Origin of the sequence: Bacillus sp. FSL K6-0073, assembly GCF_038006085.1 — a bacterium.
Classification (GTDB): Bacteria; Bacillota; Bacilli; order Bacillales; family Bacillaceae_G; genus Bacillus_A; species Bacillus_A cereus.
In genome coordinates this window covers 5,324,985-5,339,812 of the sequence record NZ_JBBOUN010000001.1, presented here as the reverse complement: position 1 = coordinate 5,339,812, position 14,828 = coordinate 5,324,985, and the positions used below count along the sequence as shown (strand labels likewise).

Here is a 14,828-nt window from a genome sequence, read left to right as displayed (position 1 = left end):
TAAGGAATGCAAATATCTAGCGACAAGATTTTAAATAAAATGGCGAATGAAATTGTGAAGGCAAAAAGTAGTGAAGGACAAAAGTCAAAAGAACATTTATTAGTTGTGCGTGCTTTATGTGACTTATTATTAGATGAACAAGTTGAAACATCTACATATAGAGAACCGAAAATTCAATCGCAAGTAATTGGATCACAACCAGTAACAACTATGCAACCAATTGCACCTGTTTCTGGGGAGCCAGTATATATAAAAGAAAGTGATGCAAACGGTAATTCTTTATTTGATTTTTAGAAGATAAATCGTTTGGCTTATATGCAAAAATTGCTTATGATAAAGGTAAAAAAGGGGAATTAAGATGAAAATTTTCTTTTTACTAGGTTGTATTGCAGCGGGGCTATCTGTTGCGTTAGGGGCCTTTGGAGCACACGGTTTAGAAAATAAAATTTCTGCAAAAATGTTAGAAGTTTGGAAAACAGGCGTTACATATCAAATGTTTCATGCAGGTGGACTATTCGTAGTTGCTTTATTGATGGATAAGGTTCAATCATCACTTTTAACTACTGCTGGTTGGCTAATGGTAGCTGGAATTATTATGTTCTCAGGTAGTTTGTATGCATTAAGTACGACAGGCATTAAGTTCTTTGGTCCAATTACACCTCTTGGTGGTGTAGCGTTTATTGTGGCGTGGATTCTAGTAGGGACTGCAGTTGTAAAAGGATTATAAAAAAACAAAAGCTGGCATTTGCCAGCTTTTTTTATGGTCTTGGAGTATAAGTTGCTTGTTGACTAGGTAAATACGTAATTTCTTCTGGAAACTCTACGTAATCTAAGTAGATCATTAGTAGTAAATAGCGTTTTCCTGATTGCGGTTCACTAATAACAATATGGTCACGGCCAGCTGCTTCAATAATACCTGTATAAGATTGTGTACCAAGGGAACTGCCACGTTCATAAGTCATTACAACCGTAGCTTGCTTACCTTTGTTTAAACGAAGGATATTTTCAATATAGGATTGCTCTAGAGGTAACATGCCTTGAGAAATTGCATATTGAGCTTGCGCAGCTTGAGCTGTTTGTTGTTGCATCGCTTGCTGCTGTTGTTGAGTCATTTGTTGCGGTTGTACATAAGTTCCAGATGGTTGATAAAAACCTGTTCCATAGTACGGATTTTGTTGCTGTGCCATTCAAAAATCCCTCCTCATTTTTATTCCTTAATATACGCTAGGGCAGTCTCCAGCAGATGGCTGGAAGAAGCAGTGCTTTTTAAAGCGACCAGAGTTTTGTTGGTTATACCAAGTCGGTGGACATGCCCCTTCAGGTCTAAAGAACCATAAGGCAAAGTTGGCAGGCCAAAAACGTTGCCCTTGAATGGTCCGTCTCGCTAGGGCAATATCTTGTTCACGTGCCCGTTGATAAAAGTATCCTTTTTGCGTTGCTTCAAAACCGCCGGGGTTTTGATAAACCATTTGACGTAAATTACGAATGCTTTTAAAGTCTAAACAATTTCCGCGGACACGATTTACCCCAACGTTTCCGACCATTAACATTCCTTGTTGTCCTTCTCCTTCGGCTTCAGCACGCATCAGTCTAGCTAACAACTTTACATCTTCTTCGTTATAAGCAATAACTCCCATTATGTGTCACCTCTCTTTTTGGAATACCTTTTGGAAAGAGGTTTATCTCTAGATGAAGTGTGTAACAATTACTAGTTCATACGTATGAGGAAAAGGGCTCAGATATGACAACCAAACGAAGTTTTACATTGAGAGCGGAAAATAAAAAAAGCTAGCGTGAGCCAGCTTTTTTATTAAAAAACTTTAGACCATAAGTTTGAGAAGAAATCACCAATAGAGCGCATTGTTAACACAAACCAATTTGCTTTTTCAACTTCCTCTGTCGTTTTTGCAGTAACTTTCATACTTTTACTACCGTCTAAGAAACCATATTTATCAGTTGATTCTAAAGTAATTGAGCCTACTTTGGCATCTTTCTTAATAGGAGCAACTAAATGTCCATCTTCAGCAAGAGATTTATCTAATTCAGTCCCAATTTTATAAGGTTCTTTGCTACCTTTTTTCGCAATTACTGTTATTTCTTTTTCGGGTGCAACAGTTACTTGGTCTTCTTTCCCTTTTACTACAGAGATTGTATTGTTCTTATTAACTTTTAGTTTTTGTTTTTCAAAGTTATTAAATCCATATTCGATTAATTCACGAGATTCTGTGAAACGTTCATCCATTGATTTTGTTTTAATAATAACCGAGATAAGACGTACATCACCACGTTTAGCAGTAATAGTAAATCCGTATCCAGCTGTATCAGAACTTCCAGTTTTTAAACCATCAGTACCTTCATAAGCGAAAGCAGCTCCTGGTAACATCCAATTCCAGTTTTCCATACGAATTGGTTTTGGGTGATTGTCTGGGAAGTTTCTAAATCTTTGTTTTGTATCCTCTAGCATTTCTGGATACTTTGTAATCATTGCTTTTGAAAGCATACCCATATCACGAGCTGACATAGAGTTTTCTGCATTTGGATCAGTACCCTCAGGATGTTTTCCTTTTAAGTCAGCGTTATTTAAGCCCGTAGCGTTTACAAATTTATATTTCTTTAATCCTAGCTTTTTAGCATGTTCATTTGCAAGATTTAAGAAGTTTTTCTCACTTCCTGCAAGAAGTTCTGCTAAAGCGATACTAGATCCATTTGCAGAGAATATAACAATAGAATGATATAATTCTTTTACAGTATATTGACGTCCTTTTTCGAACGGTACATTAGAGAATTCATTATTACGAGAGACTTCATAAGCGTAATCAGAAATATTTACTTTCGTATCCCATGTGATTTTTCCTTCTTTAATTGCTTCTAAAACAGCGTAAACAACAATTAATTTCGACATACTAGCAATAGCTAGCAATTCATCTGGATTTTGCTCGTGAAGTATTTTTCCTGTATCTGCATCAAATAAAAGTGCAGCGGCTGCCTCAATATGTATTTTTTCTTCCGCATGGGATGTTGTTACTCCTAAGGAAGAAATTGACAATACAAACAATAGTAAAATAGACAAAATTTTTTTCATATAGATTATCACCTTCGCATCGTTATTTAGCATATAGCTCGTATCATTTTAGCATATCTTTACATATAAAAAGGTTACAATTTTACAATAAATTTGAAAAAATGTCGGTTTTTCTTCAAAAGTGCAGAAAAAAGGGGATTTTTGAGGATAAATATAGAGAAGAATAAAAAAAGGAACGAATTTCGTTCCTTTTCACCATTTATATGTGTAAAAATTTCTCTACTTTTTCGTCTGGTAAACTGTTTCCAACGAAGAATGTTCCAAATTCACCATAACGAGCACTTACTTCATCGAAGCGCATTTCATATATAAGTTTTTTAAATTGAAGAACATCGTCAGCGAATAATGTTACGCCCCATTCGAAATCGTCGAATCCAACAGATCCTGAAATCACTTGGCGTACTTTACCTGCGTATTGACGTCCAATTTTACTATGACTGTACATCATTTTTTTACGCTCTTCCATAGGAAGCATGTACCAGTTGTCATCACCTTGGCGACGCTTATCCATTGGATAGAAGCAAATATGATTTGCTTTCGGCAATTCAGGATATAAGCGAGCTAAAATTTGCGGGTTTTGGTATGGATCCTCATCAGCTGGAAGATAGTTGCTTAATTCAACAACAGATACGTAAGAATATGCAGGAACCATATATTCAGCTAAAGTTGTTTTATTCAATTCTGTCTCAATTTCATTTAACTCTTCCATTGTTGGACGTAAAATCATAAGCATAATATCAGCTTTTTGGCCAACAACTGTATACATTGCGTGACTACCTTTTTTCGCAGTAGCTACTTCGTTCCATTTTTCAACGACATTTAAAAATTCAGACACTGCTTGTCCGCGTTCGTCGCTAGATAATGTTTTCCATGCAGCCCAATCAATAGAACGTAAATCATGTAAACAATACCAGCCATCTAACGTTGTTGTTGCTTCACTCATTCTATTCACCTCAGTTAATGATAGTTTTACACGTTAACTATAGCATATATAGTTTTAAAATCATCTATATAAAACCTTGGCGCATAAAATTGTCACATTTAAGTGTTTAAGCAAGGTGAATTTAACGGCTGAATTTTATGAAAATATAATCATTTTTATTTTATCTATTTTTTGGGAGCTATAAGTTTAAAATATAGAAGAAAAGCAGTATTCTTAAAGATAGAGTTTTTTTAACATATGTAGGAGGGTTTATTCGTGAGCAACTTATTTACAACAGTAAAAGAAAAAGTTCAAGGAAAAGGCATTTCTATCGTACTTCCTGAAGGAACTGATGAAAGAATTTTAGGCGCTGCAGAGCGTTTAGCAAAAGAAGAGTTAGTAAAACCAATCTTAGTTGGTAATAGAGAAGAAATTAGCGCAAAAGCTGCTAGCATGAATTTAACATTAGCAGGCGTTGATATTTACGACCCAGCTACATACGAAGAAATGGATGCAATGGTAGCATCTTTCGTTGAACGCCGTAAAGGTAAAGCAACTGAAGAAGACGCTCGCAAAATCCTTAAAGACGAAAACTACTTCGGTACAATGCTTGTATACATGGGCAAAGCACACGGTCTAGTAAGTGGTGCAGCTCACTCTACAGCTGATACAGTTCGTCCAGCACTTCAAATTATTAAAACAAAACCAGGCGTTACAAAAACTTCTGGCGTATTCATCATGGTACGTGAAGAAGAGAAATATGTATTCGCTGATTGCGCAATTAACATTGCACCAAACAGTCAAGATTTAGCTGAAATCGGTATCGAAAGTGCGAAAACTGCTGAGTTATTCGGCATTGATCCACGCGTTGCTATGTTAAGCTTCTCTACAAAAGGTTCTGCGAAATCTCCAGAAACAGAAAAAGTTGTAGAAGCAACTCGCATTGCAAAAGAAATGGCTCCTGAGTTAACTTTAGATGGAGAATTCCAATTCGATGCTGCATTCGTACCATCTGTAGCTGAGAAAAAAGCTCCAGGTTCTACAATTAAAGGTGATGCTAACGTATTCGTATTCCCAAGCTTAGAAGCTGGTAATATCGGCTACAAAATCGCTCAACGTTTAGGTAACTTCGAAGCAGTAGGGCCAATCTTACAAGGCTTAAACATGCCTGTAAATGACCTATCTCGTGGATGTAACGAAGAAGAAGTGTACAAGTTAGCTTTAATTACAGCAGCTCAAGCACTTTAATTCTATAATGAATTGAAATAAAGACCGTCGCTATTATAGCGACGGTCTTTATTTTTCTAAACCAAGTGCTTTATTATTACGATCAATAATACGTTGTAAATTCGTCTCATATAAAGGAATCTCATCTATTGTTAATTGAGATGGTGTTAACTTTGGAGCGAATTGCTGCAATGTTTTTAAAAGACGCATCATTAAATCTTGTACTGTAATGGTTTCGCCAAGTAATTCTGAGAGTGAGGCCATCGTACTTGGTACAATTTCAGGGTACGTAAAGCGTGTTTCTTCCCCTTGAATTGCTAGGCTGTAAAAATCACGAACGAGTGCGGCACGCTCAGAGCCACTTCCGGTAGCGCAGAGATAGATTTGGACAGCGACACCGCCGCGAATACGACGTTGTGAAATACCAGCGAATTTTTGATCGCGAATACTTAAGTCATAACTACCAGGACAGTAAGAGCCGACAATTTCTTTTGCCTCGATAGTAACGTCGTAATCCTTTAACATCTCCTTAATCAAATGCCACATTGTATCGTATCCAAGATCAATATCGATACCTTTTTCTGTTTCTTGGAATAAAAGTGATACGTTTAAAACACCTTCATCAAGCACGACCGCAAGCCCGCCAGAATTACGGACAATAACATTGAAGTTGTTTTGTTTTAAAAAAGAAATACCTTCTTCTAAATGCGGAAGGCGTGAATCTTGAATGCCAAGGACAATTGTATTGTGATGAACCCAAGAACGCATTGTTGCGGCTGACTTGCCATTTCCAATGCTTGTGCATAATGTGTCATCCATTGCGAATGACTGAAGTGCATGGAATGTTGGTCCCAAACTAGATTGATCTACAATGCGCCACTCTGGCTGAGATAAAATGGAACGGGAATTGCTCATATAACTAACCCCTTATCTTTAAAATGACAATCTCTATTATAGCAAAAAATGAAGAATGGAGTTTTCTCACATATAAAGGGGGAGCTTATAGGTGAAATAATAAAAAGGATGCATTACATGCATCCTTTTTATTCTGCAATTTTTTCTAAATTACCGTTTCGGTCCATTCGGAAAGATGTTTGAGAACGTTCTTCGTCATCCATGACTGCCAATTTACGAGCTCGGTTCATAATGTTCATAAGTGTTTCGTAATCTTCTTGTACAGTATGAGATTGCTTTTCCAATTTTTCTAGTTTCTTTTCTAGTTCCTCATTCCGAAGGATTTGTGCTTTAATTTCTTGTTTCAATCTCGTATTCTCGTTTTCAAGAGCTGTCACTTTTATATTTGAAGATCCGACTGTTTGTAAAAAATAAATAACATCTTGCATTGTCATAGAGCTTCTTGCAGCAGGAGCAGTAGATTCTTGATATGGAATAGCTTCTTTATATTGTACGATTGATTCTTCTTGTACTAATTCTTCATAATCAGTTATCGAATCTGAAGCTGGTGGTGTATAAAGTAAACGTTTTTTTGCTTGTTCACCGCTTGCAGCACGCATTTTATCTTTACGATGTTTTTTTGCTAGTTGAAGAGCTTGTTCGTAGCTATAGCGAACAACAGCATTCCAGCGGAAACCACAAGCAGCAGATGTACGATTTAACTGATCCCCTACTTCCTCAAATGCATTTAATTGCGTACTTCCTTCTCTAACATGACGAAGTACCGTTTCAGCAAGTAATAAATCATCCTCATCTGTCCAAGCATCTTGTCTTACTTTCATAGATTCAACTCCCTTTCTTTTTATGAACTTCCTATTTTTATAATGGGCAAAAAAATAAACTTTTATACAAAGCTTTTAAAAATATGGTAGATTTCGATGAAAGGTAAAAATTTTCCCATGAATGGTGAGCGCTTCTGTAGAAGAGCATATAAATATGTAGCATTATGTAGAGAATAGGCTTTGTAGGGAAACTTGCAACGAGCTTCAAAGAGCGGTAAAATACCATTTAGTGTTTATTTTTAAATGTACTTGAGAAAAGTTTAAAATAGAGGAAGTGTTATATAATGGGAAACGAGTTTCGCGTGTGCGATGACTGTCAGGCAACGAACGTTAAAACGTTAGTTCCGAAGTTAAAAAAAGTAGATTCATGTGCAACGATTGAAGTTGGATGTCAGTCTTACTGTGGTCCTGGTCGTAAAAAATCATTCGCATTTGTAAATAACCGTCCAGTTGCGGCTCCAACAGAAGATGAGTTAATCGCAAAAATTGAAGCAAAGTTAAATAAGTAAGAAAAAGAAGAGTGAAAAGATTACTCTTCTTTTTTATGCCCATAAGAGGAATGATTTATTCTGCGAAAGTACTCTTGTGTGGACGAACGTTTTCTAAAGGATAGATATAACTTTTGTATTGAAATTCCAATTTATATAAATTTATATTTCAAAATAATGGTTGACAGTCTTTTAAAGCGATAGGTAGAATAGAAGTGTCTGATTCTGATAATCATTATCAGGAAAATAACAATTCACCTAATTTTTTTATTACTATTTGAGAATAAATTTCATTTCAATAAATATATGTTGTTAGTTAGGATGGTTGAGGGATGGAAGCGAGCGCAAGCAGTATAGAACAGCAAGAAGAGAATGTTAAAGAGATTAAGAGCAGACCGCTTATCGCTTCTATTATTTTAGTAGCGGGTACAGTTTTGTTAGCTTTAAGCATGGCAGTTTCTATTTCTTTTGGGGCTGCAGATATTAGTTTAAAGACTGTATGGCAAGCTGTATTTCAGTTTGATGGATCTATTACACATCATAATGTAATTCAAGAGCTTCGCATGCCTAGAGCAATAGGGGGCGTAGTTGCAGGTGCCTTTTTAGCGGTATCAGGAGCAATTATGCAAGGTATGACGCGAAATCCACTTGCTTCACCATCGTTAATGGGGATTACAGATGGGGCTGTATTTGGAATTGCAATTATGTATGCATTTTTTCCTAATTCACCTTATTTAATGTTTGTTATCGCATCTTTTATTGGAGCTGCGTTTGGTGCAAGCATTGTATATGGAATTGGGTCTTCTTCACCAGGTGGATTAACACCTGTGAAATTAGCTTTAGCAGGTGCAGCTATTAGTGCTTTATTAGGGGCAATTTCATCTGGAATCGCATTGTATTTCAATCTTGCCCAAGAGGTAAGCATGTGGAATGCAGGCGGAGTTGCTGGAGTGAAATGGCAAAGTATTAATATGTTAGTGCCAATTGGCCTTGTTTGTCTTTTTATCGCAATTATGATGTCGAGATATATTACAATTTTGAGCTTCGGTGAAGAAATTGCAATTGGACTTGGTCAAAATACGACATTGATTAAATTTATCGGAACAGTACTTGTTCTTGTTTTAACGGGTTCCGCAGTTTCCATGGCAGGATCAGTTGGATTTGTTGGTCTTGTAATTCCGCATATGACTCGTTTTCTTGTAGGCTCGGACTATAGATGGGTTATTCCATGTTCTGCGGTCTTAGGTGGGCTGTTAATTGAATGTGCAGATATGTTATCTCGCGTTATTAACCCGCCATTTGAAACGCCAATTGGAGCAATTACAGCGCTAATTGGGGTTCCATTCTTCCTCTACTTAGCACGTAATGAAGGGAGAGGAAAGATGTGAGGACGAGTGTCTTAACAAAAAAGAACATTTCTATATTAACGATTTTAGTAGGACTAATCGTTTCTATATTTCTTATTAGTTTAAATACAGGAACTTTTAAAATCCCGCCAATGGACGTATTAAAGTCATTGGTTGGACTAGGGGCTGAAGATCAGTCTGTTATTTTATTTGAATTCCGTATGCCGCGTATGGTAATTGCTATACTAGTCGGATCTGCTTTAGCTATGTCAGGTGCGATTTTGCAAGGTTTATCACGAAATCCGCTTGCTGATCCAGGTATTATAGGTATTAATGCTGGAGCGGGATTAACAGTTGTTATATTCGTCTACTTCTTCTTCGGGAAAGTAGGGACTGGTACATTTTTATCTGTATTCATTCTTCCATTCTTCGCACTAGTTGGAGCGATATTAGCAGCGGTAATTATTTATTTACTAGCATGGAAAGACGGCGTTTCATCGACTCGATTAATACTTGTCGGTATTGCCGTTGCAGCTGGATTTGGAGCTGTTAGTTTAATTTTCTCTATGAAGATGACATCTAACGATTTTCGTTTTGCTACGATTTGGCTGGCGGGAAGTCTATGGGGTACAGATTGGAAATTCGTATTAAGTGTACTTCCATGGATGGTTATTTTCTTACCGCTTGCTATAAGTAAAGCACACATATTAAATGTAATGAACCTAGGCGATTCTACAGCAGTTGGCCTTGGTGTAAACGTAGAAAAAGAAAGACGTAAATTATTATTTATTGCAGTTTGTTTAGCAGGTGCATCTGTTGCTGTTGCAGGCGGAATTGGCTTTATCGGTTTAATGGCCCCGCATTTAGCAAGGCGCCTTGTTGGTGGTAAACATCAAATTATGTTGCCCACAGCTGCGCTAATAGGAACGTTTTTACTTTTATTTGCAGACGTAATTTCAAGAAGTGTATTAACAACTTCAGAAATACCAGTCGGTCTTGTTATTTCTGTAATTGGTGCACCATATTTCATTTATTTACTTATGAGGACAAAATAAAGGGAGGCTTTTCGTATGGCAACTTTAGCGGTGGATGCGGTATCTGTTGGCTATAATGAAGGTTTAATTATTGACGGGTTAACAGTTGAAATTCCGGAAGGGAAAATTACAACAATTATTGGACCAAATGGTTGTGGGAAGTCCACATTATTAAAAACGGCGTCTCGTATTTTGAAGGCAAAGCAAGGTACTGTTTATCTTGACGGAAAAGCAATTGAGAAACAGCCAACGAAAGAAATTGCAAAGAAAATGGCGATTTTACCACAAACTGCAGAAGTGCCAACGGGTCTTACTGTATTTGAGCTTGTGTCATATGGAAGATTCCCTCATCAAAAAGGGTTTGGCACGTTGAAAGAAGAGGATTATCGCTACATTAACTGGGCACTTGAAGTGACAGGAATGAAAGAATTTGCGAATCGTCCAGCAGAAGCGCTATCAGGTGGCCAACGTCAACGTGTTTGGATCGCAATGGCTCTTGCACAAGGAACAGAATTACTTGTATTGGATGAACCAACAACGTACTTAGATATGGCTCATCAATTAGAAGTATTAAACTTATTGAAAAAGTTAAATGAAGAAGAAGGTAGAACGATTGTTATGGTTATCCATGACTTAAACCACGCTTCTCGTTTCTCTGATCATATGATTGCATTAAAAGCAGGTAAGTTAATGAAACAAGGAACACCAGATGAAGTTATGACAAGTGAAACACTTCGTAACGTATTTGAGATTGAAGCTCAAATCGTTCCATGTCCAGTAAACTGTAAGCCAATTTGTTTAACATATGATTTAGCGATGATTAGTAATCAATTGCGTAAAAAAGCATAAGTAGAACCCCCTCGTAAAGAGGGGGCTTCTAATGGACGTTGAGCTTCTTATATATGAATGGGAAGTTGAACGCCCGTTAGAATGGGTTATTAACAACAGTTAATAAATATATATTAATTAATTGTTATCTTTGTTTCTTATAGTTCATTGTAACTTATAAGATAAATACAGCTAGAAGGAGTGGGAACATGAAGAATTTTAAAATGGCACTATTAGCAATGGTACTAGTTGTGACTTCTGTACTATTTGCAGCTTGTTCTAACAAAGAAGAAGAAAAGAAAGCAGATGCAAAGACTGAAGAGCGCACTGTAAAACATGCAAAAGGGGAAATTAAAATTCCTGCAAACCCAAAGAAAATTGCTGACCTTAGTGGTTCAACAGAAGAATTACTAATTTTCGGTATGAAACCGGTTATTACTGCTAATACATCTCAAGAAAAAATTGATGCACATATTGAAAAGAAACTAAAAGACGTTAAACCCGTTGGTTCTGCTTGGGGCGATAAAATTAACATCGAAGCAGTAGCTGCTGCAAAACCAGATTTAATTCTTGTAAATAATCGTCAAGAAAAGATTTATGACCAATTATCTAAAATTGCACCAACAGTTATGTTAAACACTCCGTTAGATCAATGGCGTCCAAAATTCGAAGAAGTAGGTCAAATCCTCGGTAAAGAAAAAGAAACAAAAGAATGGTTCAAAAAGTATGATGAAAAAGCAAGCAAATTACATGACAAAATCGTCGCTAAAACTGGTGAAGCAACATTTATGAAAATGGCTGCATATCCAAATGCTTTCCGCGTATACGGTGACTACGGTTACGGTAGCGTAATCTTTAATGATTTAAAACTACCGGCAGTTAAAGGTACACCAACTGATAAACCGTTAGTACAAGTACAAAAAGAAGCTTTAATCGATTACAACCCAGATTACTTATTCGTATTTACAACTGGTGACGGTTCTCAGCGCTTAAAAGAATTCCAAGAAGAATCAATTTGGAAAAACATGAACGCTGTTAAAAATAACCACGTATTTACAATTAAAAATGAAGACTTAAACAAAGGTTACTTCCCACTAGGGAAAGATATGATCTTAGACGAAGTTGCTGAATTCGTTTTAGGTAAATAATGTATAAAGGAAATCACTTTTACTTCGGTAAAGGTGATTTTTTCTTTTTATAAAGGGAATTAATACAGTCTTTCATTTCTTTCTGTTTCTCATTTCGTTTATAATATAAAGTAAGAATGTAGTAAAGAAAGGGGGATGTCGGAAAGTGGTATATTTAAACGACAAACTCAGCGAAACAAAAGTGTTTAAAGACCCAGTACATAAATATGTGCACGTGCGTGATCGTGTTATTTGGGATTTATTCGGAACGAAAGAATTTCAACGCTTGCGCCGTATTAAGCAGCTTGGAACGACATTTTTTACATTTCACGGTGCAGAGCATAGTCGCTTTACTCATTCGTTAGGTGTATACGAAATTATTCGTCGTATGATTGATGATGTGTTTGATGGCAGACCAAATTGGAATGCTGAAGATAGATTGTTATGTTTATGTGCGGCATTACTTCATGATGTCGGCCACGGCCCATTTTCTCACTCGTTTGAAAAAGTATTTTCATTAGATCATGAGAAATTTACGCAAAAGATTATCGTAGGCGATACGGAGATTAATGATGTATTAAGTCGTGTTGATAAGGAGTTTCCACAAAAGGTAGCAGATGTAATTGCAAAAACGTCTACTAATAAATTAGCGATTAGTATGATTTCGAGTCAAATTGATGCGGATCGTATGGATTATTTATTAAGAGATGCTTATTTTACAGGCGTAAAGTACGGAAACTTCGATATGGAACGTATACTGCGTGTAATGCGTCCGTATGGGAATCAAGTAGTCATTAAAAATAGTGGTATGCATGCTGTTGAGCATTACATTATGAGTCGTTATCAAATGTATTGGCAAGTATATTTCCACCCGGTAACGCGAAGTGCAGAAGTTATTTTAACGAAGATTTTACACCGTGCGAAATCACTGCACGAGAAGTATTATACATTTAAAAATCATCCTGTTCATTTCTATTCTTTATTTGAAGAAGAAGTAACAGTAGAGGATTATTTAAAGTTAGACGAGAACGTTATGTATTACTACTTCCAAGTATGGCAGGAAGAAGAAGATCCAATTTTAAGCGATTTATGCCGCCGTTTTATGAATCGAAATCTATTTAAATATGTAGAGTTTACAGATAAACACGGTTTAGATAATTGGATGGAATTAAGTAGTTTATTTAAAAAGATTGGACTTGATCCGGAGTATTATTTAGTAGTCGATTCAACATCAGACTTACCGTATGACTTTTATCGTGCAGGAGAAGAAGAAGAGCGTCTACCAATCCTACTTCTTATGCCAAACGGAGAGCTTAGAGAGCTTTCACGTGAGTCGGATATTGTTGAGGCGATTACAGGTAAGAAAAGAACGGATCAAAAGCTATTCTATCCGCATGATTTAATCTATGAAGATGGAAGAAAAGGAAAATATAAAGAGAGAATTATTGAGTTGTTAGAAGGAAAGAAATAAGAAGCAGCTAATGGCTGCTTCTTATGAAAAAACTTGAAATTATTTGTCGCTTAAGCGTTTTCCGCCAACTGCATAATGGTTTTTAGACATTTCTTCGATGAAAACAACGATGTTTTCTTCAGGAGCACCAGTTGTTTCGCTTACTGCTGCTGTTACTTTCTCAGCAAGAGCTTTCTTTTGTTCTTCTGTGCGTCCTTCTAGCATTTTCACTGTTACGTATGGCATGTACAATCGCTCCTTTTATGTAAGTTACACTCTTATTATAGCGGATTATAGGGAAGAACAATCGAAAAAACAAATAATTTCTTTTTTTGACATATGGAAGAGGAGATGAAGCATGGATCAGTTATTTAGATACCCGTTGCACCAAATTCCTTTGGTAGCAATGGCCATTATTATCGCATTATCAGTTCATGAATTTGCACATGCATATGTAGCATATAAATTTGGAGACGATACAGCAAAGAGACAAGGTCGTTTGACTTTATCACCGATGGCACACTTAGATCCTATAGGTTTGATTGCAGTATTAATTCTTGGATTCGGTTGGGCAAGACCGGTTCCTGTTAACCCATATAACTTTAAAAGACCGCGTCTTGCAGGTGTATTAGTTTCAATTGCGGGGCCGATTAGTAATTTAATTTTAAGCGCAATTGGTTTAATTATTTGGTATAGCTTATTAAAATTTGGTGTATTATACTCAATTCCATCTGCAGTAGCAGATACGTTAGCTCAATTTTTCCAGATTTTTATTATGCTGAATATCGTTTTACTTGTATTTAACTTATTACCGATCCCGCCACTTGATGGGTATCGTGTAGTGGAAGATTTAGCGCCAGCAAATATTCGCGCGAAAATGACACAGTATGAAAAATACGGGGCAATTGCGTTATTAATTCTCGTTATTACACCGCTTAGTAATTACACAATTCAACCTATTTTCCAGGTAGTTATTCCACATGTATTTGTATTTTTAGATAGCATCATTGCGCCTATTTTTGGCCTTTTATAATTTTTAAGTGAGGAGGATTTTACATATGACAGAGAAAAAGAAAAAAATCGGTTTTAATATCGTGAAAAATGATTCAACAGATGGACATGGTGGATTTGGTGTTGGGGCATTAAGCTTAGAAAACATTTCACCTGTATTTGTTGATGTACTAGAGAAAACTGCATTCGTTGATATTGGTGCGATGCACGCGCGTAGTACAGTAGAAAAAGGTATTAAGTTTTTAACAAATAAAGATGAAGTTCCAAACGGAAAACCATTTTGGCTTGTTTGGGTAACGATTGAAAGAACTGCGACAGGTGCGTATTACGCAGGTGTAACAGCTTGTGAAATGACAGTAGACCGTGAAATTCGCCGCGGATATAAATCACTTCCAGAGCACGTAAATAAAATGGATAAATCATTGAAGCGTCACATTATGGTTGAACATATGGATGAATCATCTAAAAAAGTACTTGGTACGTTCTTGAAAGAACATAATGAAGCGATTTGGAACGAATCTAGTGAAGAATTGCGCCGTGCATTATTAAGTGAATAAAAAATAGCTGACGGATGCCC

The 14,828-nt window shown here is 36.5% G+C and carries 18 protein-coding genes; 11 read left to right on the top strand and 7 right to left on the bottom strand.

Going from position 1 to position 14,828, the window contains the following annotated elements; all coding sequences use genetic code 11:
• Positions 1 to 6 precede the first annotated feature (6 nt).
• Together MHB52_RS27645 and MHB52_RS27640 are read left to right on the top strand one after the other, a co-directional pair.
• On the top strand, positions 7 to 294 hold the full coding sequence (locus tag MHB52_RS27645; RefSeq protein ID WP_001167359.1) for a YwdI family protein: 288 nt from the start codon (positions 7 to 9) through the stop codon (positions 292 to 294).
• A 64-nt stretch (positions 295 to 358) separates the two neighbouring features.
• Positions 359 to 727: a DUF423 domain-containing protein gene (locus MHB52_RS27640; protein ID WP_000688315.1), complete on the top strand. Its 369-nt coding sequence runs from the start codon at positions 359 to 361 to the stop codon at positions 725 to 727.
• A 31-nt stretch (positions 728 to 758) separates the two neighbouring features.
• Here MHB52_RS27640 and gerQ read toward each other — a convergent pair whose 3' ends face one another.
• The 4 genes from gerQ to hemQ all read right to left on the bottom strand — a co-directional run bounded on the left by gerQ (position 759) and on the right by hemQ (position 4,025).
• Complete coding sequence (gerQ, locus tag MHB52_RS27635) at positions 759 to 1,187, bottom strand: spore coat protein GerQ (protein ID WP_000068652.1); 429 nt, start codon at positions 1,185 to 1,187, stop codon at positions 759 to 761.
• A gap of 27 nt (positions 1,188 to 1,214) precedes the next feature.
• Positions 1,215 to 1,637: a cell wall hydrolase CwlJ gene (cwlJ, locus tag MHB52_RS27630; protein ID WP_000538167.1), complete on the bottom strand. Its 423-nt coding sequence runs from the start codon at positions 1,635 to 1,637 to the stop codon at positions 1,215 to 1,217.
• Between the two features lie 173 nt (positions 1,638 to 1,810).
• Entirely contained in the window at positions 1,811 to 3,082 is a 1,272-nt protein-coding gene (locus tag MHB52_RS27625; protein ID WP_061664277.1) for a serine hydrolase, read from the bottom strand.
• A gap of 199 nt (positions 3,083 to 3,281) precedes the next feature.
• The gene (gene hemQ / locus MHB52_RS27620; RefSeq protein ID WP_061664278.1) at positions 3,282 to 4,025 is read right to left on the bottom strand and encodes a hydrogen peroxide-dependent heme synthase; all 744 of its coding nucleotides are present in this window, start codon (positions 4,023 to 4,025) and stop codon (positions 3,282 to 3,284) included.
• Positions 4,026 to 4,280: 255 nt separating this feature from the next.
• Between hemQ and pta the strand changes: the two genes are divergently transcribed.
• The gene (pta, locus tag MHB52_RS27615) at positions 4,281 to 5,252 is read left to right on the top strand and encodes a phosphate acetyltransferase (protein ID WP_000067225.1); all 972 of its coding nucleotides are present in this window, start codon (positions 4,281 to 4,283) and stop codon (positions 5,250 to 5,252) included.
• Positions 5,253 to 5,300: 48 nt separating this feature from the next.
• Here the strand turns inward: pta and MHB52_RS27610 are convergent, their stop codons facing one another.
• Positions 5,301 to 6,146 carry a lipoate--protein ligase family protein gene (locus tag MHB52_RS27610; RefSeq protein WP_000071952.1) on the bottom strand — a complete coding sequence of 282 codons (846 nt, stop codon included), beginning with the start codon at positions 6,144 to 6,146 and terminating at the stop codon, positions 5,301 to 5,303.
• Between the two features lie 128 nt (positions 6,147 to 6,274).
• A complete protein-coding gene (locus MHB52_RS27605; RefSeq protein WP_000868358.1) occupies positions 6,275 to 6,967 on the bottom strand; it encodes an RsfA family transcriptional regulator in 693 nt (230 codons plus the stop codon).
• A gap of 284 nt (positions 6,968 to 7,251) precedes the next feature.
• Between MHB52_RS27605 and MHB52_RS27600 the strand changes: the two genes are divergently transcribed.
• The 6 genes from MHB52_RS27600 (at position 7,252) to MHB52_RS27575 (ending at position 13,261) form a co-directional block, all read left to right on the top strand.
• Positions 7,252 to 7,476: a DUF1450 domain-containing protein gene (locus MHB52_RS27600; RefSeq protein ID WP_000526078.1), complete on the top strand. Its 225-nt coding sequence runs from the start codon at positions 7,252 to 7,254 to the stop codon at positions 7,474 to 7,476.
• Between the two features lie 311 nt (positions 7,477 to 7,787).
• The gene (locus tag MHB52_RS27595) at positions 7,788 to 8,843 is read left to right on the top strand and encodes a FecCD family ABC transporter permease (RefSeq protein WP_000388296.1); all 1,056 of its coding nucleotides are present in this window, start codon (positions 7,788 to 7,790) and stop codon (positions 8,841 to 8,843) included.
• On the top strand, positions 8,840 to 9,856 hold the full coding sequence (locus tag MHB52_RS27590; protein ID WP_001260757.1) for a FecCD family ABC transporter permease: 1,017 nt from the start codon (positions 8,840 to 8,842) through the stop codon (positions 9,854 to 9,856). The genes MHB52_RS27595 and MHB52_RS27590 overlap by 4 nt, the downstream gene beginning before the upstream one ends.
• A 15-nt stretch (positions 9,857 to 9,871) precedes the next feature.
• Complete coding sequence (locus MHB52_RS27585) at positions 9,872 to 10,684, top strand: ABC transporter ATP-binding protein (protein WP_000212068.1); 813 nt, start codon at positions 9,872 to 9,874, stop codon at positions 10,682 to 10,684.
• 188 nt (positions 10,685 to 10,872) lie between these two features.
• Positions 10,873 to 11,811: an ABC transporter substrate-binding protein gene (locus MHB52_RS27580; protein WP_000787725.1), complete on the top strand. Its 939-nt coding sequence runs from the start codon at positions 10,873 to 10,875 to the stop codon at positions 11,809 to 11,811.
• Positions 11,812 to 11,956: 145 nt separating this feature from the next.
• Positions 11,957 to 13,261, top strand: a complete 1,305-nt coding sequence (locus MHB52_RS27575) for an HD domain-containing protein (protein WP_061664279.1) — start codon at positions 11,957 to 11,959, stop codon at positions 13,259 to 13,261.
• 39 nt (positions 13,262 to 13,300) lie between these two features.
• On the opposite strand, the gene MHB52_RS27570 is transcribed toward MHB52_RS27575, so the two are convergent.
• Positions 13,301 to 13,486 (bottom strand): 2-hydroxymuconate tautomerase, encoded by a 186-nt coding sequence (locus MHB52_RS27570; RefSeq protein ID WP_001147171.1) that lies wholly within the window; start codon positions 13,484 to 13,486, stop codon positions 13,301 to 13,303.
• A gap of 112 nt (positions 13,487 to 13,598) precedes the next feature.
• On the opposite strand from MHB52_RS27570, the gene MHB52_RS27565 reads away from it, so the two are divergent.
• The gene (locus MHB52_RS27565; RefSeq protein WP_000372456.1) at positions 13,599 to 14,273 is read left to right on the top strand and encodes a site-2 protease family protein; all 675 of its coding nucleotides are present in this window, start codon (positions 13,599 to 13,601) and stop codon (positions 14,271 to 14,273) included.
• 25 nt (positions 14,274 to 14,298) lie between these two features.
• On the top strand, positions 14,299 to 14,808 hold the full coding sequence (locus tag MHB52_RS27560; protein WP_016118957.1) for a YwhD family protein: 510 nt from the start codon (positions 14,299 to 14,301) through the stop codon (positions 14,806 to 14,808).
• Positions 14,809 to 14,828: the final 20 nt, after the last annotated feature.

What these genes read in the sequence shown, in the direction of transcription:
- MHB52_RS27645 (WP_001167359.1), top strand. Translation starts at nt 7, where the DNA reads ATGCAAATATCTAGCGACAAGATTTTAAATAAAATGGCGAATGAAATT.
- MHB52_RS27640 (WP_000688315.1), top strand. Translation starts at nt 359, where the DNA reads ATGAAAATTTTCTTTTTACTAGGTTGTATTGCAGCGGGGCTATCTGTT.
- gerQ (WP_000068652.1), bottom strand. Translation starts at nt 1,187, where the DNA reads ATGGCACAGCAACAAAATCCGTACTATGGAACAGGTTTTTATCAACCA.
- cwlJ (WP_000538167.1), bottom strand. Translation starts at nt 1,637, where the DNA reads ATGGGAGTTATTGCTTATAACGAAGAAGATGTAAAGTTGTTAGCTAGA.
- MHB52_RS27625 (WP_061664277.1), bottom strand. Translation starts at nt 3,082, where the DNA reads ATGAAAAAAATTTTGTCTATTTTACTATTGTTTGTATTGTCAATTTCT.
- hemQ (WP_061664278.1), bottom strand. Translation starts at nt 4,025, where the DNA reads ATGAGTGAAGCAACAACAACGTTAGATGGCTGGTATTGTTTACATGAT.
- MHB52_RS27610 (WP_000071952.1), bottom strand. Translation starts at nt 6,146, where the DNA reads ATGAGCAATTCCCGTTCCATTTTATCTCAGCCAGAGTGGCGCATTGTA.
- MHB52_RS27605 (WP_000868358.1), bottom strand. Translation starts at nt 6,967, where the DNA reads ATGAAAGTAAGACAAGATGCTTGGACAGATGAGGATGATTTATTACTT.
- MHB52_RS27600 (WP_000526078.1), top strand. Translation starts at nt 7,252, where the DNA reads ATGGGAAACGAGTTTCGCGTGTGCGATGACTGTCAGGCAACGAACGTT.
- MHB52_RS27595 (WP_000388296.1), top strand. Translation starts at nt 7,788, where the DNA reads ATGGAAGCGAGCGCAAGCAGTATAGAACAGCAAGAAGAGAATGTTAAA.
- MHB52_RS27585 (WP_000212068.1), top strand. Translation starts at nt 9,872, where the DNA reads ATGGCAACTTTAGCGGTGGATGCGGTATCTGTTGGCTATAATGAAGGT.
- MHB52_RS27580 (WP_000787725.1), top strand. Translation starts at nt 10,873, where the DNA reads ATGAAGAATTTTAAAATGGCACTATTAGCAATGGTACTAGTTGTGACT.
- MHB52_RS27570 (WP_001147171.1), bottom strand. Translation starts at nt 13,486, where the DNA reads ATGCCATACGTAACAGTGAAAATGCTAGAAGGACGCACAGAAGAACAA.
- MHB52_RS27565 (WP_000372456.1), top strand. Translation starts at nt 13,599, where the DNA reads ATGGATCAGTTATTTAGATACCCGTTGCACCAAATTCCTTTGGTAGCA.
- MHB52_RS27560 (WP_016118957.1), top strand. Translation starts at nt 14,299, where the DNA reads ATGACAGAGAAAAAGAAAAAAATCGGTTTTAATATCGTGAAAAATGAT.